23 protein-coding genes are annotated in these 26,334 nt (G+C 75.1%); 16 read left to right on the top strand and 7 right to left on the bottom strand.

Translation table 11 applies throughout. The features are described 5' to 3' along the window. Positions 1 to 100: 100 nt before the first annotated feature. On the bottom strand, positions 101 to 1,612 hold the full coding sequence (locus tag ABZ457_RS20715; protein WP_359159216.1) for a hypothetical protein: 1,512 nt from the start codon (positions 1,610 to 1,612) through the stop codon (positions 101 to 103). Between the two features lie 176 nt (positions 1,613 to 1,788). On the opposite strand from ABZ457_RS20715, the gene ABZ457_RS20710 reads away from it, so the two are divergent. Then, positions 1,789 to 2,460 (top strand): DUF305 domain-containing protein, encoded by a 672-nt coding sequence (locus tag ABZ457_RS20710; RefSeq protein WP_359159214.1) that lies wholly within the window; start codon positions 1,789 to 1,791, stop codon positions 2,458 to 2,460. A 132-nt stretch (positions 2,461 to 2,592) separates the two neighbouring features. Then, the gene (locus ABZ457_RS20705) at positions 2,593 to 3,984 is read left to right on the top strand and encodes an NADP oxidoreductase (protein ID WP_359159212.1); all 1,392 of its coding nucleotides are present in this window, start codon (positions 2,593 to 2,595) and stop codon (positions 3,982 to 3,984) included. Positions 3,985 to 4,103: 119 nt separating this feature from the next. On the opposite strand, the gene ABZ457_RS20700 is transcribed toward ABZ457_RS20705, so the two are convergent. Further along, the gene (locus ABZ457_RS20700; RefSeq protein WP_359159210.1) at positions 4,104 to 4,466 is read right to left on the bottom strand and encodes a helix-turn-helix domain-containing protein; all 363 of its coding nucleotides are present in this window, start codon (positions 4,464 to 4,466) and stop codon (positions 4,104 to 4,106) included. Between the two features lie 167 nt (positions 4,467 to 4,633). On the opposite strand from ABZ457_RS20700, the gene ABZ457_RS20695 reads away from it, so the two are divergent. From ABZ457_RS20695 to ABZ457_RS20675, 5 genes are all read left to right on the top strand, one after another. Next, positions 4,634 to 5,713 carry an NADH:flavin oxidoreductase/NADH oxidase gene (locus ABZ457_RS20695; protein WP_359159208.1) on the top strand — a complete coding sequence of 360 codons (1,080 nt, stop codon included), beginning with the start codon at positions 4,634 to 4,636 and terminating at the stop codon, positions 5,711 to 5,713. A gap of 223 nt (positions 5,714 to 5,936) precedes the next feature. Continuing rightward, positions 5,937 to 7,031 (top strand): exo-alpha-sialidase, encoded by a 1,095-nt coding sequence (locus tag ABZ457_RS20690; RefSeq protein ID WP_359159206.1) that lies wholly within the window; start codon positions 5,937 to 5,939, stop codon positions 7,029 to 7,031. A gap of 97 nt (positions 7,032 to 7,128) precedes the next feature. Continuing rightward, positions 7,129 to 7,806: a uracil-DNA glycosylase gene (locus tag ABZ457_RS20685; RefSeq protein ID WP_359159204.1), complete on the top strand. Its 678-nt coding sequence runs from the start codon at positions 7,129 to 7,131 to the stop codon at positions 7,804 to 7,806. A 56-nt stretch (positions 7,807 to 7,862) separates the two neighbouring features. Then, positions 7,863 to 8,867 (top strand): BadF/BadG/BcrA/BcrD ATPase family protein, encoded by a 1,005-nt coding sequence (locus ABZ457_RS20680; protein WP_359159224.1) that lies wholly within the window; start codon positions 7,863 to 7,865, stop codon positions 8,865 to 8,867. Between the two features lie 96 nt (positions 8,868 to 8,963). Next, positions 8,964 to 9,881 (top strand): hypothetical protein, encoded by a 918-nt coding sequence (locus ABZ457_RS20675; protein ID WP_359159202.1) that lies wholly within the window; start codon positions 8,964 to 8,966, stop codon positions 9,879 to 9,881. Positions 9,882 to 10,014: 133 nt separating this feature from the next. Here the strand turns inward: ABZ457_RS20675 and ABZ457_RS20670 are convergent, their stop codons facing one another. Both ABZ457_RS20670 and ABZ457_RS20665 read right to left on the bottom strand, forming a co-directional pair. Next, positions 10,015 to 11,058, bottom strand: coding sequence for a lactonase family protein (locus tag ABZ457_RS20670; protein WP_359159200.1), 1,044 nt, complete (start codon positions 11,056 to 11,058; stop codon positions 10,015 to 10,017). A gap of 109 nt (positions 11,059 to 11,167) precedes the next feature. Further along, positions 11,168 to 12,670 (bottom strand): FUSC family protein, encoded by a 1,503-nt coding sequence (locus tag ABZ457_RS20665; RefSeq protein ID WP_359159222.1) that lies wholly within the window; start codon positions 12,668 to 12,670, stop codon positions 11,168 to 11,170. Between the two features lie 266 nt (positions 12,671 to 12,936). Between ABZ457_RS20665 and ABZ457_RS20660 the strand changes: the two genes are divergently transcribed. Both ABZ457_RS20660 and ABZ457_RS20655 read left to right on the top strand, forming a co-directional pair. Further along, positions 12,937 to 13,407, top strand: a complete 471-nt coding sequence (locus ABZ457_RS20660; protein WP_359159220.1) for a helix-turn-helix transcriptional regulator — start codon at positions 12,937 to 12,939, stop codon at positions 13,405 to 13,407. A 5-nt stretch (positions 13,408 to 13,412) separates the two neighbouring features. Beyond that, positions 13,413 to 13,829, top strand: a complete 417-nt coding sequence (locus tag ABZ457_RS20655; protein ID WP_359159198.1) for a VOC family protein — start codon at positions 13,413 to 13,415, stop codon at positions 13,827 to 13,829. A 55-nt stretch (positions 13,830 to 13,884) separates the two neighbouring features. Here the strand turns inward: ABZ457_RS20655 and ABZ457_RS20650 are convergent, their stop codons facing one another. Continuing rightward, positions 13,885 to 14,127 (bottom strand): hypothetical protein, encoded by a 243-nt coding sequence (locus ABZ457_RS20650; protein ID WP_359159196.1) that lies wholly within the window; start codon positions 14,125 to 14,127, stop codon positions 13,885 to 13,887. An 80-nt stretch (positions 14,128 to 14,207) separates the two neighbouring features. Between ABZ457_RS20650 and ABZ457_RS20645 the strand changes: the two genes are divergently transcribed. Then, complete coding sequence (locus tag ABZ457_RS20645) at positions 14,208 to 14,903, top strand: HAD family phosphatase (protein WP_359159194.1); 696 nt, start codon at positions 14,208 to 14,210, stop codon at positions 14,901 to 14,903. A 13-nt stretch (positions 14,904 to 14,916) separates the two neighbouring features. Here the strand turns inward: ABZ457_RS20645 and ABZ457_RS20640 are convergent, their stop codons facing one another. After that, positions 14,917 to 16,125, bottom strand: coding sequence for a helix-turn-helix domain-containing protein (locus tag ABZ457_RS20640; protein WP_359159192.1), 1,209 nt, complete (start codon positions 16,123 to 16,125; stop codon positions 14,917 to 14,919). After that, entirely contained in the window at positions 16,122 to 16,268 is a 147-nt protein-coding gene (locus ABZ457_RS20635; protein WP_359159190.1) for a hypothetical protein, read from the bottom strand. Before ABZ457_RS20635 ends, ABZ457_RS20640 begins: the two co-directional genes overlap by 4 nt. A gap of 181 nt (positions 16,269 to 16,449) precedes the next feature. Between ABZ457_RS20635 and ABZ457_RS20630 the strand changes: the two genes are divergently transcribed. The 6 genes from ABZ457_RS20630 (at position 16,450) to ABZ457_RS20605 (ending at position 26,332) form a co-directional block, all read left to right on the top strand. Continuing rightward, positions 16,450 to 17,412, top strand: coding sequence for a DUF3068 domain-containing protein (locus tag ABZ457_RS20630; RefSeq protein WP_359159188.1), 963 nt, complete (start codon positions 16,450 to 16,452; stop codon positions 17,410 to 17,412). Between the two features lie 288 nt (positions 17,413 to 17,700). After that, positions 17,701 to 19,086 (top strand): glycosyltransferase family 4 protein, encoded by a 1,386-nt coding sequence (locus tag ABZ457_RS20625; protein ID WP_359159186.1) that lies wholly within the window; start codon positions 17,701 to 17,703, stop codon positions 19,084 to 19,086. Then, positions 19,083 to 19,802, top strand: coding sequence for a class I SAM-dependent methyltransferase (locus ABZ457_RS20620; protein ID WP_359159184.1), 720 nt, complete (start codon positions 19,083 to 19,085; stop codon positions 19,800 to 19,802). The genes ABZ457_RS20625 and ABZ457_RS20620 overlap by 4 nt, the downstream gene beginning before the upstream one ends. Next, a complete protein-coding gene (locus ABZ457_RS20615) occupies positions 19,799 to 24,085 on the top strand; it encodes an alpha-(1->3)-arabinofuranosyltransferase family protein (protein WP_359159182.1) in 4,287 nt (1,428 codons plus the stop codon). Before ABZ457_RS20620 ends, ABZ457_RS20615 begins: the two co-directional genes overlap by 4 nt. Positions 24,086 to 24,188: 103 nt before the next feature. Then, complete coding sequence (locus tag ABZ457_RS20610; RefSeq protein WP_359159180.1) at positions 24,189 to 25,601, top strand: condensation protein; 1,413 nt, start codon at positions 24,189 to 24,191, stop codon at positions 25,599 to 25,601. Next, positions 25,598 to 26,332 carry a class I SAM-dependent methyltransferase gene (locus ABZ457_RS20605; protein ID WP_359159178.1) on the top strand — a complete coding sequence of 245 codons (735 nt, stop codon included), beginning with the start codon at positions 25,598 to 25,600 and terminating at the stop codon, positions 26,330 to 26,332. The genes ABZ457_RS20610 and ABZ457_RS20605 overlap by 4 nt, the downstream gene beginning before the upstream one ends. Positions 26,333 to 26,334 lie beyond the last annotated feature (2 nt).

Here is a 26,334-nt window from a genome sequence, read left to right as displayed (position 1 = left end):
CGGGGGTGCGGGGGGTGCTGTTCCTGCGATAGGGGCTGTACTGGGTTATGGGCGTTCCGCGGGGCGGGGAGCCGCCCGGCGGAACGTCACGGATGCCGGCTCAGTCGTCGAAGTCGTCGAAGTAGTCGGGCTGGGTCTGGACGTTGAGCTCGTCCATCCGCACCCGCTTGCCGGCGTCGGTCCGCCGGTCGTCGATCTTCAGGACGTCGAAGCCCTTGGCCATGTCGTTCGAGTAGATGTAGCCGTTGTAGTAGTACGCGGACCAGGAACCGCCGGTGACGCTGGTGGTGTCGCTGAGCGGGCCGCGCTCGAACCAGCCGATCTCCTTGGGGCGGGAGGAGTCGGTGAAGTCCCACACCGAGACACCGCCCTGGTACCAGGCCTGGACCATGATGTCGCGGCCCTTCACCGGGATCAGCGAGCCGTTGTGGGCGACGCAGTTCTCGGTGTCCGCCTGGTGGCGGTCGATCTTGAAGTAGCTGCGGAAGACCAGCTTGCGGTGGTCGCCGCGGCCCTTGATGTCGTAGATGCCGTCGGCGCCGCGGTTGGGCCCGATCTCCGCGTTGCAGGTCGCGCCGACCCCGCCGCCGAGCTCGTCGGTGAAGACGACCTTGTTCGCCTTCTGGTTGAAGGTGGCGGAGTGCCAGAAGGCGAAGTTGACGTTGTCCTGGACGCGGTCGATGACCTTCGGCCGTTCCGGGTTCCTGATGTCGAAGAGGATGCCGTCGCCCATGCAGGCGCCCGCCGCGAGGTCCTTGGAGGGCAGCACGGTGATGTCGTGGCAGCCGGTGGTCTTGGAGACGCCCGGGTTGGTCGGCGCGCCCGGGTTGCCGCCGCCGTCGGGGCCCTCACCGGGGAACAGCACGGGGAAACCGACGACCTTGGCCTTGTGGGGCGCCTTGCGCGGGACCTTGATGACCGAGATGCCGTCGTGCGGCGGCTGGCAGTCGGGGAAGGCCGCGTTGGGCGAGTACGAGGAGACGTAGACGTAGACGTCCTTGTGCTCCGGCACCAGCGTGTGGGTGTGCGAGCCGCAGGCGGTCTCGACGGCGGCGACGTAGCGCGGGTTGCGCTTGTCGCTGATGTCGAAGATCTTCATGCCCTCCCACGACGACTTCTCGGTCGCGGGCTGCGAGGTGCTGCTGCACGAGTCGTCGCTGCGCGAGGAGTCGGTGGACAGGAAGAGCAGGTCGCCGGAGACGCTGATGTCGTTCTGGGAGCCGGGACAGAGCACCTGGGACACGGTCTTGGGCTTCTTCGGGTTCCGGATGTCGTAGATCACGAAACCGTCGTAGTTGCCGGCGAACGCGTACTTGCCCTGGAAGGCCAGGTCCGAGTTGGTCCCCGTGATCGCGTCCTTGGGGATGTTGGTGACGTGCTCGATGTTGTCGCTGTGGACGACCTCGTCCACGCCGGGTATGTCACCGCGCTTGATGGCCGACCGGGTCTCGGCCGCCAGACCCGACGAGACCTTGTCACCGGCGGGCGGGTCCCCGGGGTCGGGGATGGCCGCGGCGGGTCCCGCAGTCAGGAGCGTGGCCAGCAACCCGGCGGCGGCCGCGGCCACTCCGAGCTGTCTGCGCCTCGTTCGGGTGGTGTGCAACAGGGTCACTGCATCCTCCCTCGTAGCCGTTCGTTGTCGAACGGTTCACGGACCCCGGCAGTATGTTCCCTTGCATGGACATCTCAACAGACCGCAACACGATTGTCATGCAAGATTTTGCTCGACACTCCTTACGCACGAGCAAGTACGCTCCCCCTCAACCACAAGTGGCACAGGAGGTCGACGTGTTGCAGCCCCGCAGATCCCGCCGCACCCGCATACCCCTCGCGACGGCGGCAGTTGCCCTCGCCGCCCTCTGTCTGACGGCGTGCGACGCGGACTCCGGCTCCGACACCTCCGCCCGGGACGCCAAGGACACCGGGCCCTCGGTGCTGGCACCGGGGCGGCCGGGCGAGCCGGCGAAGACCCTCTCGCCCTCCGAGGCGGCGAAGGCGCTGCCCGACGACAGCCCCAACGCGGCCGACTACTCCTACGTCCACATGATGATCAAGCACCATGAGCAGGCCCTGGAGATGACCCGGCTGGTGCCCGACCGGGCCGAGTCGGACAAGGTCAGGCGTCTGTCGGAGCGGATCTCCGCCGCGCAGAAGCCGGAGGTGGGCGCGATGCGGGGCTGGCTGGCCGCCCATCCGGAGAAGAAGAGCGGCGGCGGGCACGAGCACGACCACGCGCTGATGCCGGGAATGGCGACCGAGGCGCAGCTCAAGCAGTTGCGGGCGGCGAAGGGCGCGGCCTTCGACGAACTCTTCCTGAAGCTGATGATCACCCACCACCAGGGGGCGGTGACCATGGCGGGCGATGTGCTGGGGCAGGGCAACAACGTCCTGGTGGAGGAGATGGCGAACGACGTGATCGCGCAGCAGACGAGCGAGATCGGGCGGATGCGCGACATGTGAGGCGCGCCGCGCGCTCCGGGGGTGGTTCCTGGTCCGGGTGCGATGCGCGGCCCCGGGCACGGTGGCGGGTGCGGCTGCCGGGCCGGGTGGGATGCTGGAGGTCTCCTGCCGTACCGCGGGAAGGAGGCGGCCGTGCTCCGTGTCGCCGTCGTGGGATCCGGCCCCAGCGGGATCTACACCGCCCGGGCCCTGGTGGAGCAGACGCGGGTGCCCGGCGTCCGCGTCGACGTCCTGGACCGTCTGCCGTGCCCGTACGGGCTGGTGCGCTACGGCGTGGCGCCGGACCACGAGAAGATCAAGTCGCTCCAGGACAGCCTGCGCACCGTGCTGGAGGACGAGCGCGTCGAGTTCGTCGGCAATGTGGCGGTGGGCGCGGCCGGGCTCGGGCCGGACCGGCTGCTGGAGCTGTACCACGCCGTCGTCTACTGCGTCGGCGCGGCGGCGGACCGGGCCCTCGGCATCCCCGGCGAGGACCTGCCCGGCAGCCACTCGGCGACCGAGTTCGTCGCCTGGTACAGCGCGCATCCGGACGCGCCGCCGGCGGGTGTCCCGCTGGACCGGCCGTGCGCGGTGGTGATCGGTCTGGGCAACGTGGCCCTGGACGTCACCCGCATCCTCCTGCGCGGGGCCGCCGCCCTGCGCGGGACCGACCTGCCGGAACCGGCGCTGGGCGCGCTGGCGGCGAGCGCGGTGCGCGAGGTGAGCGTGGTGGGGCGGCGGGGGCCCGCCGGGGCCCGGTTCACCACCAAGGAGCTGCGGGAGCTGGGGGCCCTGCCCGGGGTGGACGTGTGCGTCGACGAGGCCGATCTAGCGGCGGAGCCCGCCTTCGCGGACCCGGCGGCGGTCCCCGCGGTGGTCCGGCGGAACCTCTCCGTGGTGCGGGAGTGGGCGGCCCGGCCGCCCGCCGGGCACGACCGGCGCGTGCGGCTGCGGTTCTTCCTGCGCCCGGTGGAACTGCTGGAGCGCGGCGGGCGGGTGGCCGGGGTCCGCTTCGAACGCACCGGGCCGGACGGCCGGGGCGGGATCCGGGGCACCGGCCGCCACGAGGACGTCCCGGCGGGCCTGGTCCTGCGGGCGGTGGGCTACCGCGGGGTGCCGATCCCGGGCCTCCCGTACGACGCGGAGCGCGGCACCGTCCCGAACGCGGCGGGGCGGGTGCTGCGCGACGGCGTGCCGTCCCCCGGGGAGTACGTGGCCGGGTGGATCAAGCGCGGTCCGACCGGGGTCATCGGCAGCAACCGGCCCTGCGCGAAGGAGACGGCGGCGTCCCTGCTGGCGGACGCGGCCGCCCTGGACCTCGCGGCCCGGCCCCTGCCGCCCGACCCGGTGGCGGCCCTGCGCGCGTCGGGCCTGCACCCGGTCCGCTGGCCGGGCTGGCTCGCGATCGAGCGCGCGGAGACGGCCCTCGGCCGGGAACTGGGCCGCGGACGCGTCAAGATCGCGGAATGGGCGGGGCTGCTGGCGGCCGCGGGTGCCGCGCAGGGCGCGGCGGGAGGCGCGGCGGACGGCGACGGCGGGGAGTGAACCCGCCCGGCCCGCGGAGCGTCCACCAGACGGGTCGGCGGGGCCCGGGAACCCCGGTCCCCGCAGGCGCGGCGCGCGGCGGACGGCGACGGCGGCGGATGCCCCGTTCGCGCGGCCGGTCAGCGGGCGGCGGGAGCCGCCCGGTCGCGGGCGGATTCGGCGGCGGCCGCGGCGAGGACGCTGTCGAGCAGGCCGGGGAAGAGCGCCTCCAGGTCCTCGCGGCGCAGACCGTTCATCTTGGCCGTCCCCCGGTAGATCTGCTGGATCACACCGCTCTCGCGCAGCACCCGGAAGTGGTGCGTGGACGTCGACTTGGTGACCGGAAGGTCGATGTCGGAGCAGGCCAACTCCCCCTCCCCCGCGGCGAGTTCGCGCACCACCGTCAGGCGCATGGGGTCGGCCAGGGCGTGCAGCACGTCCTCCAGGCGGATCTCGTTCCGCGCCGGGTGTTCGAGCACTCGCTTGCTGGTCGCGCTGGTCACTGCGGCTCCGCTCCTCGGGGTCTTGCCATGGTACGAGAACCATCGTAGTTTGACACCTGCCGTACTACGATGCGTATCGTACGAAGGGCCGCCGACCGTACCGCCGCGCGGCCCTCCCGCGACGCACCGCCCTGATCCGACTCGCCCCGACCCGAATGGAGTCCGCTGTGAGCAGGCTGTTCGAGCCCTACACCCTCCGGTCGCTGACCGTCCCGAACCGCGTCTGGATGGCGCCCATGTGCCAGTACAGCGCCGAGACGTCCGGCCCGGAGGCGGGGGTGGCGAACGACTGGCACTTCGCGCACTACGCGGCCCGGGCGACCGGCGGCACCGGTCTCGTCCTGGTCGAGGCGACCGCCGTCGCCCCCGAGGGCCGGATCAGCCCGGCCGACCTCGGCCTCTGGAACGACACCCAGACCGAGGCCCTGCGCCGGATCACCGGCTTCCTGAAGAGCCAGGGCACGGTCGCGGGGATTCAGCTCGCCCACGCCGGGCGCAAGGCGTCGACCGACCGGCCGTGGAAGGGCGGCAGCCCGCTGGGCCCCGAGGCGGAGGGCTGGCAGCCCGTCGGCCCGAGCCCGGTCGCGTTCGCCGAGGGCCACCCCGTGCCCTCGGAGCTGACCACCGAGGAGATCGCGGAGGTCGTCGGGCAGTTCGCCGACGCCGCCCGGCGCGCGCTCGCGGCCGACTTCGAGGTCGCCGAGGTGCACGGCGCGCACGGCTATCTGATCGGCGAGTTCCTCTCCCCCCACAGCAACCGCCGCACCGACGCCTACGGCGGCTCTTTCGAGAACCGCGTCCGCTTCGCCCTGGAGGTCGTCGACGCGGTCCGCGCCGTCTGGCCCGACGAACTGCCGCTGTTCTTCCGGATCTCCGCGACCGACTGGCTGGCGGAGAACGGCTGGACGGCCGACGACACGGTCCGCTTCGCCGCCCTGCTCCGGGAGCACGGTGTGGACCTCCTCGATGTCTCCTCGGGCGGCAACGCGGCCGGGGTGACCATCCCGGTGGGGCCGGGTTACCAGGTCCCGTTCGCCGCGCGGGTCAAGGCGGAGACCGGGCTGCCGGTGGCCGCGGTCGGTCTGATCACGGAGGCCGAGCAGGCCGAGAAGATCCTGGCCAACGGGGAGGCGGACGCCGTGCTCCTCGGGCGCGAGCTGCTGCGCAGCCCGTCCTGGGCGCGGCAGGCGGCCCGAGCCCTCGGCGGCGAGGTGCAGGTGCCGCGGCAGTACCACCGCTCGGTCTGACCCCCCGTCCCCCGAAGCCGCACCGCCCCGGAATCCCGTCACCGGCGTGTCCCGTCCCCCGGCGGCCGATGAGTTCGGCCGCCGGGACCGGTCAGCCCTTACGCCGCGGGGCACGCCCGCACGGTCCGCCACGGCCCGGAGCCGCTGTCGTCGGCGCCGTTGTCAGTGGCGGGGTGCAGACTGTCCCGTGTCCGGAACAACGGTGTTTTGGAGGGATACGGTCATGACCGACGCAACCGAGGTGCTGCTCGCCGTGGGCACGCGCAAGGGGCTGTTCCTGGGCCGCCGCAGAGGAGGCGACTGGGAGTTCGACGGCCCGCACTTCAACGCGCAGGCGGTGTACTCCGTCGGTATCGACACCCGGGGGTCCGCACCCCGGCTGCTGGTGGGCGGGGACAGTGCGCACTGGGGTCCCTCCGTGTTCCACTCCGACGACCTGGGCCGCAGCTGGGTGGAGCCGGAGCGGCCGGCGGTGAAGTTCCCGCTGGACACCGGGGCGTCCCTGGAGCGGGTCTGGCAGCTCCATCCCGCCTCCCCGGCCGCCCCCGGCGTGGTCTACGCGGGCACCGAGCCCGCCGCCCTGTTCCGCTCCGAGGACGGCGGGGAGAGCTTCGAGCTGGTCCGGCCCCTGTGGGAGCACCCCACGCGGGACCGCTGGGTGCCGGGCGGCGGCGGGGAGGCCGTCCACACGGTGGTGACCGACCGGCGCGACACGGACGCGGTGACGGTCGCCGTCTCCACCGCGGGCGTGTTCCGCTCGCGGGACGGCGGCGCGAGCTGGGCCCCGTCGAACCAGGGCGTCTCCGCGGTCTTCCTGCCCGACCCGGACCCGGAGTTCGGCCAGTGCGTGCACAAGATCGCGCAGGACGCGGGGGATCTCGACCGGCTCTATCTGCAGAACCACTGGGGCGTCTACCGCAGCGACGACGCGGGGGCGACCTGGACCGACATCGGGGCCGGGCTCCCCTCCGACTTCGGCTTCGCCGTCGCCGCCCACCCGCACCGGCCGGACACCGCCTATGTCTTCCCGATCACGGCCGACTCCGACCGCGTCCCCGCCGACCGCCGCTGCCGCGTCTACCGCACCCGGGACGCGGGATCCACCTGGGAGCCGCTGACCGAGGGCCTGCCCGAGGGCGAGCACTTCGGCACGGTCCTCAGAGACGCCCTCTGCACGGACGACGCGGACCCGGCCGGCGTCTACTTCGGCAACCGCAACGGCGAGCTGTACGCGAGCGCGGACGACGGCGACACCTGGCGCCTGCTCGCCTCGCACCTGCCGGATGTGCTGTGCGTGCGGGCGGCGGTGCTGCGCTGAGGCACCGGGGCGCGGGGCCGTGCGCGCCGGCGCGGTGATCACCGAAGAGTGACGGACGGGTGGGAGACGGGGTGTTGCACCAGTAGAGTGACGCCCCGTGACAGCGCGACCCTTGAACGAGATCGTCGAAGCAGGCTGGGCCGAGGCCCTGGCCCCCGTCGCCGGGCGGATCGCCGCCATGGGGGACTTCCTCCGTGCGGAGATCGCCGCCGGCCGTACGTATCTGCCCGCCGGAAAGCATGTGCTGCGGGCGTTCCAGCAGCCGTTCGACGATGTGCGGGTGCTGATAGTGGGTCAGGACCCCTATCCCACCCCGGGGCACGCGGTCGGGCTGAGCTTCTCCGTCGCGCCCGAGGTGTCGCCGTGGCCGCCGAGCCTGGACAACATCTTCCGTGAGATCCACGCGGACCTCGGGCACCCGCGTCCGTCCAACGGCGATCTGACGCCGTGGACGGAGCAGGGGGTGCTGCTGCTCAACAGGGCGCTGACGACGGCGCCGCGCAAGCCCGGCGGGCATCGCGGCAAGGGCTGGGAAGAGGTGACCGAGCAGGCGATCCGGGCGCTGGCCGCGCGGGGGAAGCCGCTGGTGTCGGTGCTGTGGGGGCGGGACGCGCGCAATCTGCGTCCGCTGCTGGGCGAGCTGCCGGCGATCGAGTCCTCGCACCCGTCGCCGATGTCCGCGGACCGGGGGTTCTTCGGTTCGCGCCCGTTCAGCAAGGTGAACGATCTGCTGCTGCGGCAGGGGGCGCAGCCGGTGGACTGGCGGCTGCCGTGACCGGGCCGGGCGCCGGCCGGGTCACCGGCCCGGTCGGGGCCGGGGAGCCGCGCGGGCTGGTGCTCGGGGTGGACTCCGGCGGGTCCGGACTGCGGGTGGCGCTCGCGCCCGTCGGCGCGCTGGAGGCGGCCGTCACGGCGTCCGGGCGGCAGCCCGTGCGGACCGGCCCCGGGGGCATCGACGCCGCCCATCTGCGGGAGCTGCTGCTCCCCTTGGTACGGGGCCTGCCGGGCCCCTGGGGCGGCGAGGTGCGGCCCGCCGCCGTGGTGATCGGCGCGGCGGGGCTGGCGACGCTCGGGGACCGGCTGCGCGCCGAGCTGCCGGGCGCGCTGGAGGCCGAACTGGGAGTGCGCCGGCTCGGGCTGGCGGCCGACGCGGTGACGGCGTACGCGGGCGCGCTGGGGCAGGACCCCGGCGTGGTGGTCGCGGCGGGCACCGGCATGATCGCGCTCGGGACCGATCTGCGGACCTGGCGGCGGGCCGACGGCTGGGGGCATCTGCTGGGCGACTGCGGTGGCGGCGCGTGGATCGGCCGGGCCGGTCTGGAGGCGGCCCTGCGCGCCCACGACGGCCGCAGCGGCGGCTCCCGGGCGCTGCTGGAGCGTATGGAGGCGGTGTTCGGCCCTGCGGCTTCCCTGCCCGGGCTCCTCTACCCGCGCTCCGACCGGCCCGCCGTGCTGGCGTCCTTCGCGCCCGAGGTGGCCCGCTGCGCGGCGGCCGGGGACGCGGTCGCGGCCGGGATCATGGCGCGCGCCGCAACGGAGATCGCCGACACGGCGGCAGCGGCGGTCCCGGTGCGGGCCGGTGGCCCGGCGCACGGCGGCCCGGGGGGCGGCGGGCCGCGGGTGGCCGTGACCGGTGGGCTGACGCGGACGGGCGAGGCACTGACCGGGCCGCTGCGGGCCGCCCTCGCGGAGCGGCTGCCGGGCGCCAGGCTCGTCCCCGCGGCCGGTGATCCGCTGGCCGGGGCGCTGCTGCTCGCCGAGGCGCTCGCCACGGATTCCCTACGTCTGCCACCGCATCCGTCGATGCTCCACCTGTACGACGGAACGGGCCGCTGAATCCGCACATCCTCGAACGGATAAACACGGACAGATCACTCAGGACCGCCCCCTCCCCGAACAGGCGGACCGGTGAAACCAGTAGCATGCGGCGCCATGAGCTCCTCCACTGGGCCTGCACCCGGCCTGCCAGTACGAATGCCGCGACCCCGTCAGTCCGGGCGACACCGCCGCCCGGAGCCGGTGGCCGCCCCTGAGGGCGCGCCCGTCCTCGTGCTCGCCGTGCCCGGCGCACCCTCGCCCGCCACGCGCGGTCTGGCCGAAGAGGTCATCAGCATCGCCCGGTCCGAGCTGCCCGGTCTGGAGGCCGGTATCGGCTACCTGGACGGCGACGGTGCCGAGTACCCGACGCCGGCGGCCGTGATCGCGCACGCCGCGGCCCAGCGCGCCGAGCGCTACGAGCTGGCGCGCGCCGCCGGCCGCGAGGTCGCGGAGCCGGAGGGCCCCGTCGCGGTCGTCGTCCCGCTGCTGGCCGGCCCGGACGCGGTCCTGATGGGCCGCCTGCGCCAGGCCGTCGCGGAGTCCGGCGCGACCGCGGAGCTGACGGACGTCCTCGGTCCGCACCCGCTGCTCGCGGAGGCCGTCCACGTCCGCCTGTCGGAGGCCGGGCTGGCCCGTGCCGACCGCGCGCGCCTGTTCACCGTGGCGACCGCCGCGGACGGCATCGTGCTGGCCACCGTCGGCGGCGAGGAGGCCGTGCAGGCGGCCGGCATCACGGGCATGCTGCTCGCCGCGCGGCTCGCCGTGCCGGTGATCGCCGCCGCGCTGGACCAGGAGGGCTCCGTCGCCGCGACCGCCGAGCAGCTGCGCGGCTCGGGCTCCGTCCAGCTCGCCCTGGCCCCGTACCTGGTCGGCCCCGAGCTGCCGGAGGGCCTGCTCGACGCGGCCGCGAAGGACGCGGGCTGTGCCGCCGCCGAGCCGCTGGGCGCGTACCCGGCGGTCGGCAAGCTGGTGCTGTCGCAGTACGCGACGGCGCTGGGGATCACCCAGCCCCAGGGCACCCAGCTGCGCTGACGCGCCCCGCCCGTACGCATACGGCCCCGGCCCGGGGACGACCTCGCGTCGTCCCCGGGCCGGGGCCGTTTCGCGCGCGTCGTCGCGGGGGGCTTCTCGCGCGGCTGACCGGGGCCGGGCCGTCCCGCGCGGCCTACGCGAAGACCACGCAGCTCGCGGCGGGCACGGGCAGGGACCCGGCCCGCCGGGGGACGCCCGTGCCGGGGTCGAGGTCGAACCAGGTGACGTCCCCGGAGCGCTCGTTCGCCACGTACAGGCGCCGGGCGGACGGGTCCAGGACGAGGTCCCGGGGCCAGTGGCCGCCGCTGGGGACGGAGGCGGTGAGGGCGGCCTTCCCGGCGCTCCCGTCCAGGTCGAGGACGGCGACGGTGTCCGGGCCGCGCACCGCGGCCCACGCGCGCCGGCCGTCGGGTGAGAGGACCAGGGCGGAGGGGTGGGCCGGGCCCTCGGTGCCGTCCGGGACGACCGGGAACTCGCCGAGGGGGTCGAGGACGCCCGTGTGCGCGTCCCAGCGGCAGACGGTCAGCACGGGGGCCAGTTCGCACAGGACCAGGACCAGCCCGCCCGAAGGGTGGAAGGCGAGGTGGCGGGGGCCGGAGCCGGGCCGCAGCCGGGTCTCGTGGTGGACGGTGAGGCGTCCGGTGCCGGGGTCGAGGGCGCAGACGCGCACCGTGTCGGTGCCGAGGTCGGTGCCGAGCACCCAGCGGCCGGAGGGGTCGGGCAGCACCTGGTGGGCGTGCGGCCCGCGCTGGCGGTCGGGGTCCGGGCCGTGGCCCGCGTACGCGAGGACGTGGACGGCCTCGCCCGGGACGCCGTCCGGGCCGAGGGGCAGCACACTGACCGCGCCGGAGCCGTAGTCGGCGGTCAGGACGTACCCGCCGGCGAGGCAGAGATGGGTGGGGTGGTCGCCTCGGACGGGGGCCGGGGCGCCGAGGGGCACGGGCGCGTCCCCGTCGAGCCGGAGGGCGGCGACGGCGCCCGCGGGGGTCTCGGAGACCGCGTAGAGGAGGTCTCCGCCGGGGCGGACGGCCAGGTAGGAGGGGTCGGGGACGGCGTCGCTCACCCCGGTCGCGGTGAGCGCCCCGGTCTCCTCGCCGACGGCGGCGAGGGTGATCCCGTGCCCGCCCGCCGAGGTGAACGATCCGATGCAGACTCGTCCCGCGTTACTGCCGCCCACGGTGGCCTCCCCCTCTGCGCCTGGGTGCGTCGGTACGCACCGGGCGCGCGTACAGGGCGAACCTAACAGGTCTAGACCAAGACGGGCCCGCGTTGGGCCCGGAGGCGGGTCAGGCAGGGACCAGGGGTGCGCGCGGCGAGGTGCGGACCGGGGCGGCGAGGTCCGCGAGGGCGCGCTCCAGGCCGTGCAGATGGGCGAGGGCCGCCTCGGCCCCCGGGTGGTGCGGGGGCGCCGGGGCCGCCGCCACGGCGGCCGGGCGGGCGGACGCCACGGGCGGCACCAGGGCGTGCACCGCGCCCTCCACCCGGCGGCACGCGGCGGTGAGCCGGGCGTCGTGCGAGGCCAGCGGGTCGGCGGCGACCGCGGCGAGGCCCCGGATCTCCCGGGCGCACACATCGAGCAGCGCGATGACCTTCAGGGCCCGCGCCTTGCGGGCGCGCAGCGGGCTGAGCGGGTGGGTCAGCGGGGCGAGCGAGAGCCGCACCCGGCCGATCAGGACCTCCAGTTCGGCGGCCTCGCGCGCGGGGTCGGCCGTGGCGTCCCCCGCCAGCCGGCGGGCGGCCGTCGTGGTGCAGCGGTGGACGCACTCCACCGCGCGGCGGATCCAGGCGTCGGTCGCGGCATGGGTGGTGACGGGCAGCACCAGGGCGACGCCGATCACCGCGCCCAGAGCCCCGACCAGGGTCTCCTCCAGCCGCAGCACCAGCAGCCCCGGGTGCAGCACGCCCAGCAGGCCGTAGAGCAGGCCCGCCATGACGGTGACGAAGAACATCATCCAGCTGTAGGACGGCGCGGCGGTGTAGAAGATCCCGAAGACGCAGACGGCGACGAGCAGCGCGGTGGGCACGGGGGCGCCGGCAAGGGGGACGGCGATCAGCAGGCCCGCCGCGATACCGGTCACGGTGCCGACGACCCGGCGGAAGCCGCGCACCAGGGTCTCGCCCCGCGAGGTGGTGTTGACGAAGATCCACCAGGCGGTGCCGACCGCCCAGTACCAGCGCTCGCCCGAGACGAGCTGCCCGCCGGCGATCGCGACGGCGCAGGCGAGCGTCACCTGGAACGCCTGCCGGGTGGTGTGCCGGGCCAGGCCGCGTCCCGGCAGCGGGGCGGGGGCGGCGGGCGGGGGCGTCCGGCGTTCGATGGGCCACAGGGCGAAGCGCACGGCCGAGCAGGCGACGAGGGCGGCCGCGACCGCCGCGAACAGCTCCGGCAGCTGCGCCGGGACGGCGTGCAGGAACTGGGTGACGAAGAACATCATGAACGCGAAGATCCCCAGCGCCTGCCCGCGCGGGCCGAACCGCCGCGCGTACACACCGCCGAAGACGACCACGAGCCAGGCGGCGGCGCGCAGCAGCGGCAGCTCGTGCAGGAGCGTCGCCAGCGCGAGGACGGGGAAGCCGGCCGCGGGCAGCAGGGCGGTGGTGATCCCCTGGGCGCGCACGGTCGGGTCGGTGACGGTGAAGAGCGCGAGCAGGGCCGCCAGACCGGCCGTGATCGACGCGGTGAGCGAGAACCCGCAGAGCTCGGAGGCGGCGACGGCGGCGGAGACGCCGACGACGGCGCGGGTCGAGTTCCGCAGTCGCAGCCGCCCCGGGTCCGGGGCCACGAACATCCTCTTCACGGCGGTGTGCCGCTCCCTTGCGATCGTGCACGCCGTTCCGCTGCCGTCCGGGGGTGGGGGACGGCGGGCAGGCACGGCGAAGGCGCCGCGGTCCGGACCGGCCTCGTCGCCGCCCGGCGCTGCACGGCGCCGCAATTACGTGGATGGGCCAAGGATAACGCCCCCGAGTGGGTGGCCGTGCGCCCCGGGCGCCGTGGCATGGTGGTCGGGTGACGACGCTGGAGGACCTCGTCCGGCTGCGCCGGGCCCGTGACCGTATGGACCGCGAGTACGCGGAGCCGCTGGACGTCCCGGCGCTTGCCCGTACCGCCCTGATGTCGCCGGGCCACTTCTCGCGCAGCTTCCGGGCCGCCTACGGGGAGACGCCGTACACCTACCTGATGACCCGCCGGATCGAGCGGGCGAAGGCGCTGCTGCGGCGGGGCGACCTGTCGGTGACGGAGGTCTGCTTCGCGGTGGGCTGTACCTCGCTGGGGTCGTTCAGCTCGCGCTTCACCGAGCTGGTCGGGGAGAGCCCGAGCGCGTACCGGGCGCGGTCGCACGAGGAGGGGGCGTCGATCCCCGCCTGTGTCGCCAAGATGTACACCCGGCCGGTCAGGAACCCGCCCCCGAACCCATCCTCGAACGCATCCGCGAACGGGCCCGTCGGCGGACCCTCGAACGTCGGCGGCCCCTCGGAACGGGTCAGGGTCGGAGAAGCCGGATCCGGCGCCGCGCCCGTAGCGTGAGGCGCATGGACATCACACTCGCACAGTGCTTCATCGCCGTCGACGACCACGACAAGGCGCTCGCCTTCTACCGCGACGCCCTCGGCCTGGAGGTGCGCAACGACGTCGGCTTCGAGGGGATGCGCTGGGTGACGGTCGGCTCGCCGGCCCAGCCCGGTGTGGACATCGTCCTCGAACCGCCCCTCGCCGACCCGAACGCCTCGAAGGCCGACCGGGACGCGATGGCGGAACTCCTGGCCAAGGGCCTGCTGCGCGGTGTCATCTTCGGCACCGAGGACTGCGACGCGACCTTCGAGAAGGTCCGCGCGGCGGGCGGCGAGGTCCTCCAGGAGCCGATGGACCAGCCGTACGGCGTCCGCGACTGCGCCTTCCGGGACCCCTCGGGGAACATGCTGCGCTTCATCCAGCCGCGCGAGCGGTGAGCCGGGCGCGCCCCTCGCCCCGGTCGCGCTGGTCACCCCGGGCGCGCCCCGCGCGCTAGCCGCGCTGGAGGAAGGGCGCGTCCACCGTGAGGGAGCCGTCTTCGCTCCGGGCGTCGACGGCCTCCGGGGAGACGAACTCGCCGAGCGTGCCGACGGCGGCCCGCGCCGCTCCGCCGCCCGTGGCATGGGCCGCGGGCACGGCGCAGGCACCGGCGGCGAAGGCCGCGGCGCAGACGGCGAGGGCGCGGCGGGCGGTCCGGGAGGGGAAGCGGGCCTCGGGGCCGGGTGCGGGGATCATGCCGTGCCCAACGAGGGCGCGACGCGACGGGCACGGGAGCGCCGTACGCCGGCCCGGGTCGGCTTGGCATCCTGGGCGGCATGAGCACCGCACCCGCGCCCCTCTCCGGCCTCTGCGTCGTCTTCGACCTCGACGGCACCCTCGTGGACAGCGAGCCCAACTACTTCGAGGCGGGGCGCAGGCTTCTCGCCGCGCACGGGGTCGACGGCTTCGACTGGGCCGAGCACACCGCGTTCATCGGCATCGGGACGCGCGAGACCCTGGAGACCCTGCGGGAGCGGTACGCGCTCGACGTGCCGCTGGAGGAACTGCTCGCGGCGAAGAACAGCCTCTATCTGGAGCTGGCACGGGCCTCCACGCCCGTGTTCCCCGAGATGCGGGCCCTGGTGGAGCGGCTGGCGGCCGAGGGGGTGCCGATGACGGTGGCGTCCGGGTCGTCGCGGGCGGCGATCGAGGCGGTGCTCGCGGGCACCGGGCTGGACGCCCACCTCACCGAGCTGGTCTCCGCCGAGGAGGTGCCGCGGGGCAAGCCGGAGCCGGATGTGTTCCTGGAGGCGGCCCGGCGGCTGGGGAGCGCCCCCGCGCGGTGCGTGGTCGTGGAGGACGCCCCGGCGGGCGCGGCGGCGGCCCGGGCGGCGGGCATGCGGTGCATCGCCGTCCCGTATGTGCCCCGGACGGCGGAGGATCCGGCCTTCCGCGCCGCCGACCTGGTGTTTCCGGGTGGGCAGGAGGAGTTCACGGCGGCAGCGGCGTACGCCTGGCTGACGGGCTCCTGAGCCCCGGAAGGTCTCAGCCCGCCCCTTCCTTGAGTTCGCCGCGCAGGCGCCGGGCCCGCAGGACGAGGAGCATCTCGAAGCGGCGGTCCGGGTCGTCCAGCACCGGCCCCCACAGTTCGCGGATCTGGCGCAGCCGGGAGCGGGCGGTCTGGGGGTGGACGCCGAGGCGGTGGGCGACCTCGGGCGCCCCGCCCGAGGTCTCGATCCAGGCGAGGAGGGTCGCGGCGAGGCGGCGGGCCTGGGTGGGGCTCATCCCGTCGAGGGGGGCGAGGCAGCGGACGGCGGCGGCGTCGATCAGCTCGTGGGAAGGGAGCAGGACCAGTTCCTCGGTGCGCTCGGTGCAGTGCAGCACCTCACCGGCCGGCAGCAGGCCGCTCTCCACGAGGCGGACGGCGGTCTCCGCCCAGCGCAGCGAGGTCGCGGCGGCGGCCAGCGGCACCGAGGGTCCGATCGCGCCGGACCAGCCGGCGGTGGCGCGGCGCAGGAGTTCGGCGCGGCCGGCGGTGTCGGGCTCGGGGATGACCAGACGGGGGCGTTCGCTCTCCATGTCGAGGAGGACGCCCTGCTCCACGGCCGGGGCGACGGCCTCGCGGGCCGGGCGGATCAGCAGGCCCACCGCCACGGTGCCGGGCAGCTCCCAGCCGATGCGGGCCGCGCGGTCGCCGAGGACGGTGGCCCGGTCGGCCCGGTGCTCGGCGAGCAACACGTCGATCAGCTGGCTCTGCAGGCGCAGGCGCTCCCCGGCGCGCCGGGCGGCGGCCTCGGCGTAGCCGCGGACCGACTGCTCGACGAGGCCGTCCAGGTACTCGAAGCCGGACTCGGCCAGCTCGTACATCGCCGGTGCGGCGATCTCGACCTGCTGGCCGATCTCGGCGAACCGGCGCCAGGCGAGGCGCATGCCGAGCCGGTAGACGGCCTGGAGGGAGTCGAGGCTGCGGCCGCCGCGCACCTCGCCCCGGCCGAACTCCTGGAACATCACCGGCGGCACCCGGGGCGTCTGGGCCCCGGCCGCGAGGTTCTGGACGAAGCCCTCGATGGCGCGGCGGATGCCGACCAGGGCGAGGGGCGTCCCGGATTCGTCCTCGACCAGGCGCAGATGCGGGAAGGCCAGGCGGATCTCCCGCAGGATCGAGTCCGCGAGCGCCCCGGACTCGGCCAGGACCCGGGACGCGAACCGGTCGACCTGGGACTGGGGCACCTCGCTCCACGCGGTCCGGGTCATCGGGGCGCGGTGTCGTAGCTGATGAGAGGCGTGTTGGGCTGCTCGGGCGGGGCGTTCAGCAGCGCCACGGCACCGAAGGCCGCGGCGACGGCGAGTGCGGCGGCGACCACCACGGTGATCGCGGCTGCGAGTGTTCTGGGCATAGTCGGGTCAGCTCCTTGCTGGAGAGATCCCACCGGCTGCCGGCCCCCACCGGCTGGACGCACAGTTTCAACATGACATTGACAATCCGTCAAGAGCGGGCCTAACGTCAGGGCGCCGAAGGGCTGACCGGCCCGGGGTCCGTGCGCTCCACCTCGACTCCTTCGATTCAGGAGAGCCCGGATGCGCCGCACCGCTTCACCCCTGTCCCTCGCCCTGCTGGGCGCCGGGACGTTTCTGCTCGTCCTCGCACCACTGCTGTTCGCCTATGTGCTGCCGCAGGCGAAGCGGACGCCCGTCGACATCGACACGACCACCGTCTTCACAGGCACCGGCAGCTACTTCGACACGTCGCGGCTCAAGACCGTGGACGACCAGCGGATCACCATCACCCGGCAGGTGCGGGGCGACGTCGCCGACAGCCTGCGCAGCGGCAACGCCGTCTGGGACGTGTCCACCTCCGTCGACACCGACCGCACCCTGCCCGCCGCCGATGTGCGCGACTCCCTCCAGTGGACGCTGGAGCGTTGGGTGACCGACCGCGAGACCAATGAGCCGGTGCACTGCTGCGAGGAGTCCCCGGTCTTCGACGGCGAGGCGTACCTGAAGTTCCCCTTCGACGTGGAGGAGCGCGGTTACCGCTGGTGGGACGGCACCCTGGGCGGTGTCGTCCAGCTCCGCCACGAGGGCCGGAAGAAGATCCAGGGCCACGAGGGCCTGCGTTTCACGGGCACCGTGGAGCCCACCAGGACCGGGGTCCGGCAGGTGCCCGGGCGGCTCGTCGGCAAGCCGCGCACCCCGCAGGTGCTGGCCGAGGAGTGGTACTCCAACAGCGGCATCGAGCTGGTGGTCGACCAGCGCACCGGGCGCATCCTGTTCGCGGCGATCGGACCGCGGAAGACGCTGCGCGCGCCGGGGTCCGAGAAGGACGCGATCGTGCTGCTGGAGAGCGACCGGATCGCGTTCACCGAGCGTACTCAGCGGCAGCAGGTGGACCTCGCCTCGGCGGACAGCAGAAAGCTCGCGCTCCTCTCCGGACCGGTGCCGGTCGGGGCGGGAATCGCGGGGGCGCTGCTCGCCGCCGCGGGCGTCGTGCTCCTGGTGCGCGGACGCCGGAGCGAGCGGGAGCCGGCAGCACTCACCTGAGGACGAATTCGCTCACCGAGTTCGCGCGAAGTTGTCATACCCGTGAGTAGCCGTGCGTCGAACGCGTACCGAACACTGACTCTCCCCACCACAGAGCACGCTCCCCACCGGTCGCCCCCTCCCCCGCACCTGTCCGTATCCCGTCATCACGTCATCCCGACATCTCGCCGTCCCGTCATCCCGTCGATCTCTCTTGCCGCGCCCACAGCGCCACCGGGCAGCCGCCGGCCTCCCTCAGCCGCCGGCGCCCGTCAACCCTCCGCACACCGCAACGAGTTGGAGCACGCAATGCCCCAGCACGTACCTCCCCCACGCCTCGCTCCCCCGTCCCTCGCGAGCGCGTTCCCGTCCGTCGGTCCGTCCGCCGGCGGGGGCGCGCCCGTCCCGGGGGCGGCGGCAGGCGTCTCACTCGACTCCCTCGACCCGTTCGACGGCGTTCCGCCCCGGCGGATCGTCTTCCTCGCCCACCGCGACCTGGGAAACCGGTCCGCGGGCGGGTCCGAACTTCTGATCGACCAGCTGGCCACGGGGCTCACCGCCGCCGGCCACGAGGTCACCCTGCTCTGCGGCGGCCCGGCCGCGCACCGCTCCTACCGGGTGGTGTCGGCGGGCTCCGAGTTCGGCCACTTCCTGGCCGCCCGGTCCGCCTTCGCCCGCCAGGTCGGCGAGTGCGACCTGCTGGTCGAGGTGTGCAACGGGATGCCGTACCTGGCCCCGCTCTGGCACCGGGGCCCGACCCTGTGCCTGGTCAACCATGTGCACACGGACCTGTGGAGCATGCGCTTCCCGTCGCCCGTGGCACGCTTCGGCCGCCGCCTGGAGCACTGGGCGCTGGCCCGGGCGCACCGCGGCAACCTGCTGGTCGCCGTGTCGCCGTCGACGGCCGGGGAACTGCGCGCGCTCGGTGTGCCGCAGGACCGGATCCGGGTGGTGCACAACGGCGTGGACGAGCCCGGGCTGCGCAGTCCGCGTTCGGCGACCCCGCTCTTCACCGCGCTCGGCCGGCTGGTCGACTACAAGCGCGTCGACATGCTGCTGCGCCTGTGGGAGCGGGTCCGCCCGGTCACCGGGGGCCGTCTGGTCATCGTCGGGGACGGGCCCGAGCGCGCCCGTCTGGAGCGGATGGCCGGTCCGGACGTGGTGTTCACCGGCCGGGTCTCCGAGGAGGAGAAGCACCGGCTGCTGTGCGAGTCCTGGCTGCTGCTGCACCCGGCGGCGGTGGAGGGCTGGGGTCTGGTGGTCACCGAGGCCGCCGCCCGCGGCACGCCGGCGATCGGCTTCGACGTGCCGGGGCTGCGGGACTCCGTCCAGGACGGTGTCACCGGGGTCCTGGCCCGCGGCGAGTCCTCGTTCGCCGCCGCGTGGTGCACGCTGGCGCTGGACGACGCGCGGCGCGCCGAGATGGGCAAGGCGGCGGCCGAACGGGCCGCCGCGTACCGGTGGAGCGCCACGGTCGCGGGCTTCCGCGCGGTCGCGGCGGAGGCGGCGGCCCGGGCCGGGGCGTCGGGGGGCGTCCCGTCCCCGGTGGCGGCCCGGCGCGCGAACGGCGCCACCGCGCCCGCGACGACACCCACTCCCGCGACGGCAGCGTCCGCCCGCGCGCACGGTCCGCTGGCCGAGCCGGTCGCCGCGCTCCCCGCCCGCTCTCCCCGCACGGACGGTGCACGCGCGTGAAAGATCCCTCGTTCCGCCGCTCGCTCACCCTCTTCCGTGCCTTCATGCGGGAGCAGGAGGACCCGGCGACCGCCTACGAGCTGCTGGCCCGCGACGCGGCCGACCAGGTCGAGCGGTACATGCGCCTCGACGGCCGGGTGGTCGCCGACGTGGGCGGCGGAGCGGGCCACTTCACCCGCGAGTTCCGCCGGCGCGGCGCCGAGAGCTACCTCTTCGAGCCGGACCCGGCGGAGCTGGCCGGGGCCCCGGGCGAGGGGACGGTGCTGGCCGACGGCTATCTGCTCCCCCTCGCCGACGGCGCCGCCGACCTCTGCTTCTCCTCCAACGTCCTGGAGCACGTCGCCGACCCGCACACCTTCCTCAGCGAGATGACACGGGTCACCCGCCCCGGCGGGCTCGTCTATGTGTCGTTCACCAACTGGCTCTCCCCCTGGGGCGGCCACGAGTGGGCGCCCTGGCACTACCTCGGCGCCGAGCGGGCGCGTGAGCGCTACGAGCGGCGCACCGGCCGGCCGGCCAAGCACCGGCTCGGCGACAACCTCTTCCCCATCGGCGTGGGGCAGACGCTGCGACACATCCGCACTCGGGACGACGTGCGGATCGTCTCGGCTCGCTCGCGCTACTGGCCGGTGGTCCCGGGGCTCGTGCCCCGGATCCCGTACCTGCGCGAAGTCGCCACCTGGAACCTTCTCCTCATTCTCCGGCGGTGTCCATGACCAGCACGATCCCCGCTCGTCCACCAGCCGCGCCACCGGGCCCCGAGCCCGCGGGCGCGACCGCACCGGGGCCGCGGCCCCGGTCGCGGCGCTGGCTGCTCGGCTTCTGGGCCGCCGTGTTCGCGGCCTTCCTCGCCGCGGCGCCCGGGCGGATGACGTTCGAGACCAAACTCGGCGTGGTCACCGACCCGTGGCGCTTCATCGGCGACCTGGGGAGCCTGTGGCACGACCGGGCGGGCTTCGGCGGGATCGCCGACCAGTACGTCGGCTACGCGATCCCGATGCTGCCGTTCCACGCGGCGGCCGACCTGGTCGCGCTGCCGGTGTGGCTCGCCGAACGGCTGTGGCTGTCGCTGGTGGTGACCGTCGCGTTCTGGGGAGCGCTGCGGCTCGCGGAGCGCCTGGACTTCGGCTCGGACCGGACCCGGCTGCTGGGCGCGGCGGTGTACGCGCTGTGGCCGACGTACACCATCGTCGTCGGCTCGACCTCGGCCGCCGCGCTCCCCGGCGCGGTGCTGCCGTGGGTGCTGCTGCCGCTCGCCGACGCGCGGTACTCGCCCCGGGTGGCCGCGGCGCGTTCGGCGCTGATCGTGCCCCTGATGGGCGGGGTGAACGCGGCCTCCACGCTGGCGTCCCTGCTGCCGGTGGGCCTGTATCTGCTCAGCCGCCCGGCCGGGCCGCGCAAGTGGCCGCTGATCGCCTGGTGGGCGCCGTTCGTGGTGATGGCGACGGCCTGGTGGATCGTTCCGCTGCTGCTGCTCGGCACCTACGGCGAGAACTTCATGCCGTACGTGGAGACCTCGCAGACCACCACGGCGACCATGTCGGCGACCGAGGTGCTGCGCGGTGCGGGCAACTGGGTCGGCTATCTGAACTTCGGTGAGGCGTGGCTGCCGGCCGGCTGGGCCGTCGCCACCTCCGCCGTGGTGATCGTGTGCTCCGCGCTCGCCGCCGCGCTGGGTCTCGCCGGGCTCGCCCGCCGGGACGTGCCGGAGCGCCGCTGGCTGGTGCTGACCGCGATCACGGTCGCGCTGGTCACCCTCGCCGGGTACGGCGGCGCGCTGGGCGGTCCGTTCCACGGCGTGGTGCAGGACCTGCTGAACGGGCCGCTGGTGCCGTTCCGCAATGTGTACAAGTTCCAGACCGGTCTGGCGCTGGTGCTGGCGCTGGGCCTGATGCACCTGCTGGCGCACGCGGCCCCGGTGCGGATGCGGCGCCTCGCCCCGGTGGTGGCGGCGGTGGCCGTGCTGCCGGGCCTCGCCCTGCCGTATCTGACGGGCGCGATCCTCCAGCCGGGCTCGTTCCAGAAGCTGCCCACCTACTGGGAGACCACCGCCGACTGGCTGGCGGACAACTCCTCGGACGACCGGGCCCTGGTGGTGCCCGCGACCGCGCACGGCATCTACACCTGGGGCTCACCGATCGACCAGCCGCTGGACGTGCTGGCCGACTCGCCGTGGGCGCAGCGCGACTACGTGCCCTTCGGCACCCCGGGCAACCGGCGGGCGATGGACGCGGTCGAGCAGGCGCTCACCTCCGGCGGCGAGGTCCCGGGGCTGAGCACCTACCTCAACCGGGCCGGTCTGCACTATGTGGTGGTCCGCAACGACCTGGACCCGGACCAGCTCGGCCATGTGCCGACCGCGACCGTGGTGCGCACCCTTGAGGCGTCCGGCTACAAGCGGGTGACCGGCTTCGGTCCGGTGACGACCGCCGGGCGGATCGCCGACGACACCCCCGTGCAGGTGGAGGCGCTGTTCCCGCGCCGGCGGGCGGTGGAGATCTACGAGCCGCCGGCCGAGACGGACCGTCCGGGCCGGGCCCGGATCTCGCCCGCGGCGGAGACCGCGGTGGTCAGCGGCGGGCCGGAGAGCCTGCTGCCACTGGGCGCCGACGGCACCCTCGACGGGCGGCCCACCGTCCTCGCGGGCGACCGGCACCCCGGTGTCGAGCAGCCGCCGCTGTACGCGGCGGGCGACGGCATGCGGCGCGCCGACACCCGCTTCGGACTGGTCAACTCCGGTACGTCCCACACCTATACGGCCACCGAGCGCAACGCGGCCGAGTCGGTGCAGGACCCGGGCGCCGCACCGCGCCAGATCCTGCCGGTGGACGGCGACGGGCACCAGACGACGGCCGTGCTGCGCGGCGCGGCGAAGGTGACCGCGTCCTCGGTGGGCAACTGGCTGTTCCATCTGCCGCAGTACGACCCGGTGAACGCCTTCGACGGCAACCCGGAGACGGGCTGGGCCGAGGGCTCGCCGGGCACGCCCAAGGGCGAGTGGGTGCGGATCGACTTCTCCACCCCGACCTCGATCCCGCCGACCCTGCGGATCACCCCGCTGCCCAGCGGCAATGTGCGCGCCGCGCCGACCTCGGTGCGGGTCGAGACCGACCAGGGCAGCCGGGTCAGCCCGCTGCGCCCGGACGGCAGCGCGCAGGACGTGGCCGCGCCCGACGGGCAGGCCAACTGGCTGAAGGTGACCATCCTCGACTCCCAGCAGGGCCGGCCGGGGCTGACCGGCGCCGGGTTCACGGACATCGCGATCCCGGGCGTCCAGGTGACCCGGATGCTGGAGCTGCCCGCGGACGCGCCGAAGGACACCGGTGAGTCGGTGCTGTACTCGCTGCGGCGCGGCAGCGACCCGGGCGGGCTGTCCGCGGTGGCCGCGGAGACCGGTCTGCACCGGCAGTTCGACGCGGCACGGGCCGGCCAGTACACCCTGAAGGCGACGGCTCTGCCGGTGCCGGGGGCGGCCCTGGACGAGCTGCTGTTCGAACTGACCGGGCAGCGGGAGAAGATCCTCGTCTCGGCGGACTCCACGGCGCGGCTCGGCACCAATCTGAGCCCGCGCAACCTCACCGATGGCGACCTGACCACGGCGTGGATCTCCGGCGAGCGGCCGGTGCTGCATCTGCGCTGGCCGGAGAAGACCTCGGTCGGGGAGATGGTCTTCGCGGGTGCGGGCGGTCTGTCGACCCGTCCCGAGCAGGTGCAGATCAGCTCGCCGGACGGGACGGCGGTCGCGGCGGTGGACGAGAACGGGATGGCCCGTTTCGCGCCCATCACCACCGACCGGATGGACATCACCATCTCCAAGCAGGCGCCGCTGACGCTGCACAACCCGGTCGCGGACGACCAGTTGCAGCTTCCGGTGGGTCTGAGCGAGCTCCACATCCCGGCGCTGGAGAAGTTCCGGGCGCCGCAGCCGGACCCGGAGAAGACCTTCAGCCTGCCGTGCGGCAAGGGCCCGATCGTGTCGGTGGACGGCACCTTCATGGAGACCCGGGCCGAGGGCCTGGTGCGGGACCTGACCGAGCGCCGGCCGGTGGAGGTGTCGCTGTGCACCGAGGGCAGCCGGGTCGACCTGGACCGGCGCACCCATACGGTGGAGGCGGGTGACGCGGGTCCGCTCGCGATCGACTCGGTGACCCTGTCCACCGGCGACCCGGCCGCCTCCGAGGCCGCGCCGCGCGGCGCGGGCACCATGTCCGGCGACGGGGACCGGCGCACGGTCCGGGTCGGCGCGGGCGAGGCCGCGTACCTCCAGATCCACGAGAACCACAACGCGGGCTGGAAGGCCGAACTCGGCGGCAAGGAGCTGCAGTCGCTGCGGATCGACGGCTGGCAGCAGGGCTGGCTCGTCCCCGAGGGCGAGGGCGGCACGGTGACGCTGACGTACGAGCCGTCCAAGGTGTACACGGCCGGGCTGATCGGCGCGGGTGTGCTGCTGCTGGCCCTGGTCGCCCTCGCGGTGGGCCGGCGCCGGGCGGAGGAGGACACCGCGCCCGCGGTGCAGCCGCCCGCGCCCGGGCTGCTGCTGGGCACGGTGGTCCTCACCCTGGTCGCCGTGGTGGTGGCCGGTCCGGTCGCCCTGGTGGTGCCGGCCCTCGCGGTGGTGGCCTGGCTGTGGCCGGGGCTGCTGGTGCCGGTGGCGTTCGCCGCGATGGCGGCGGCGGGCGCGGTGGCCCTGGTGGGCAGCGGCGACGGGCCCGCGGCGGGCCGGGGCGCGTACGGCGCCCTCGCCCAGCTCCTGGCGCTCACCGCCCTGTTCGCGGCCGTGGTGACGGTCTTCCGGGACGGCCGGACGCGTGCGTCCCACCGCGCGGGCGACCCCCGCACGGCGGCCGGTCCGGCGGACCCGGGGCCGGCGCCGTCCGTGCCGCCGCCGTCCCGTCCCGTCGATCCCCCGGCCGCTCCCGCGTCCGACGACGGGGGCCGCACGATCGGCCTGCGCAAGCAGCCGGAGTCCGGTCCGGGGGCGGACGGGGACACCCGATGAGGCCCGTGCCCGTCGCCTTCCTCCGCCGGGCCGGGGCCCTCGCCCCGGCCCGGCGGGGCGGCGCCCCGGGCCCGGGGCGGGACCACTCACGAGGGGAGCGGCGATGACCGCACTGCACGAACCCGCCGGGGCCGCGCGCGCCCGGGGCGGGGCCGGGGGCGGGATCGTGCCGTTCCCCGTGGTGGACGAGATCGCCCGGCACTGCACGGACCCGGCCGAGCCGGACACCGTGCACATCGAGATCCACCTCCCGGGCCGGCCGGACCCCGCACGGCTGCGCGAGGCGGTGGCCGGGGCGCTCGCCCGGCATCCCCGGGTGCTGGTGCGGGAGCGGGCGCGGGGGCCGTACGCGCTGCGCTACGCCTGGGAGTTGACCGGCGCCCCGGACACCGAGGTCGTGTCCTTCCCGCCCGCCGCGCCGGGCGCCCTGGACGCGGCGCGGGGCCGGGCGCTGGCCGAGCCGCCCCCGCTGACCGCGTCGCCGCCGCTGCGGCTGGAGGTCGTCGAGGAGCCCGGCCGGGCGGGCTGTGTGCTGCTGTTCACGCTGCACCACGCGGCGCTGGACGGCCCGGCGTGCCTGCGGATCGCGGCGACGGCGGCCGAACTGTACGCCGGGGAGGCGGGCCCCGTGCCGGCGCCCGCGGCCCGGGCCGCCTCCGGCCCGGCGGCGCCGCCCCCGGTGCCGGGCGCCGCGTACGGCCGGCCCGCCCGGGTGGCCGCCGGAACGCCCGGCCCGAGCGCCCCCGGCAACGGGATGACCGTGTGCGAACTGGCCGTCCCCCGGCGGGAGCCGGGCGCGCCGTACACCGTGAACGACCAGTTGATGGTGGCCACCGCGCTGACCGTCGCCGAGTGGAACCGGCTGCAGGGCGCGCCTGCGGGCCCGCCGCTGCGGATCACCATGCCCGTGGACGACCGCCCTCGGGGCCCCGAGATGCCGATCGGCAACGGCACCCGGCTGGTCGAGGTGCCGTTCTCGGCCGAGGAGACCGGCCCGGACGCCGACCCCCGGGAGCTGCTGCGCCGCACGGCGGAGCGCACCCGGGCGCTCAAAGCCGTGCCCCGGCCGCCGCTGGGGTCGCTGGCGGGGCTGCTGACCGCGCCGGTGGTGCCGGTGGCCGTCCGGGCGAAGGCGACCCGGGCGCTGCGCCGGGCGGCCGGCCCGTGGACCTCCACGACCCTGCTGAGCAACATCGGCCGTATCCCCTACCCGCTGGACTTCGGCGACGCGGGCCGGGCGAGCGCCGTGTGGTTCTCCGCCCCGGCCCGGATGCCGCGCGGACTGACCTTCACCACCGCGTCCACCGGCGGGAGGCTGCATCTCGCCCTGCGCTGGTCCCGGTCCCTGCTCGGGGACGCGGACGGGGCGCGGCTGCGCGAGCTGTTCACGGAGCGGCTGGCCGCGACGGACGGGTCCGCGACGGGCGGAACCGGTACCGGCGGGACCGCCGGGGGCCGGACCGCCGGCCACGGGACGGCCACGGACGCGCCCGCCACGGACGAGGGGGTCCGGTGAACGCCGCCGCGCCGCCCCCGGGGCTGCGGGACTTCTACGAGAACCCCGCCGTCCCCGTGGCCTCCGGCGACGCCCGCAGCAGCCGCCAGGCCCGGCTGCTCGCCCAGGCGCTGCGCGCCACCACCGGCGACAGCGGCGCCCTCGTCCTCGACGTGGGCTGCGGCGACGGCACCGCCGCCGCCACCGCCGCCCCCTACCTCAGGGGCCACCGGCTGGTCGGCGTGGACTGGTCGCAGGACGCGCTGCGCCGGGCCCGCACCCGGGTGGACCACGTGGTGCGCGGCGAGTTCGAGGCGGGCGGGCTGCCGTTCGCGGACGGCTGCGCGGACGCGGTGCTGTTCAGCGAGGTCATCGAGCACCTGGTGGACCCGGACGGGGCGCTGGACGAGCTGCGGCGGGTGCTGCGCCCGGGCGGCCATCTGATGCTGTCCACACCGAACCTGGCGGCCTGGTACAACCGCGCCCTGCTGCTCGCCGGGGTGCAGCCGGTGTTCTCCGAGGTGAGCCTGCGGGGCATCCACGGCCGCCCGGGCCGGGAGGTCGTCGGCCATCTGCGGCTCTACACCGCCCGCGCGCTGCGCTCCTTCCTCACCGCCTCCGGCTTCACGGACGTGTCGATCACCGGCGCCCCGTTCCACGGCGTCCCGCGCGGGATGCGGCTGCTGGACCGGGCCGCGTGCGCCGTCCCCTCGGCCGCGTCGATCCTGCTGGCGCACGCCCGGCGGAGGTAGCG

Source organism: Streptomyces sp. NPDC005805 (assembly GCF_040630445.1).
In the GTDB taxonomy this organism is placed as follows: domain Bacteria; phylum Actinomycetota; class Actinomycetes; order Streptomycetales; family Streptomycetaceae; genus Streptomyces.
The sequence above is the reverse complement of the archived record's forward strand: the minus strand, read 5'-3'. Positions and strand labels throughout refer to the sequence as shown.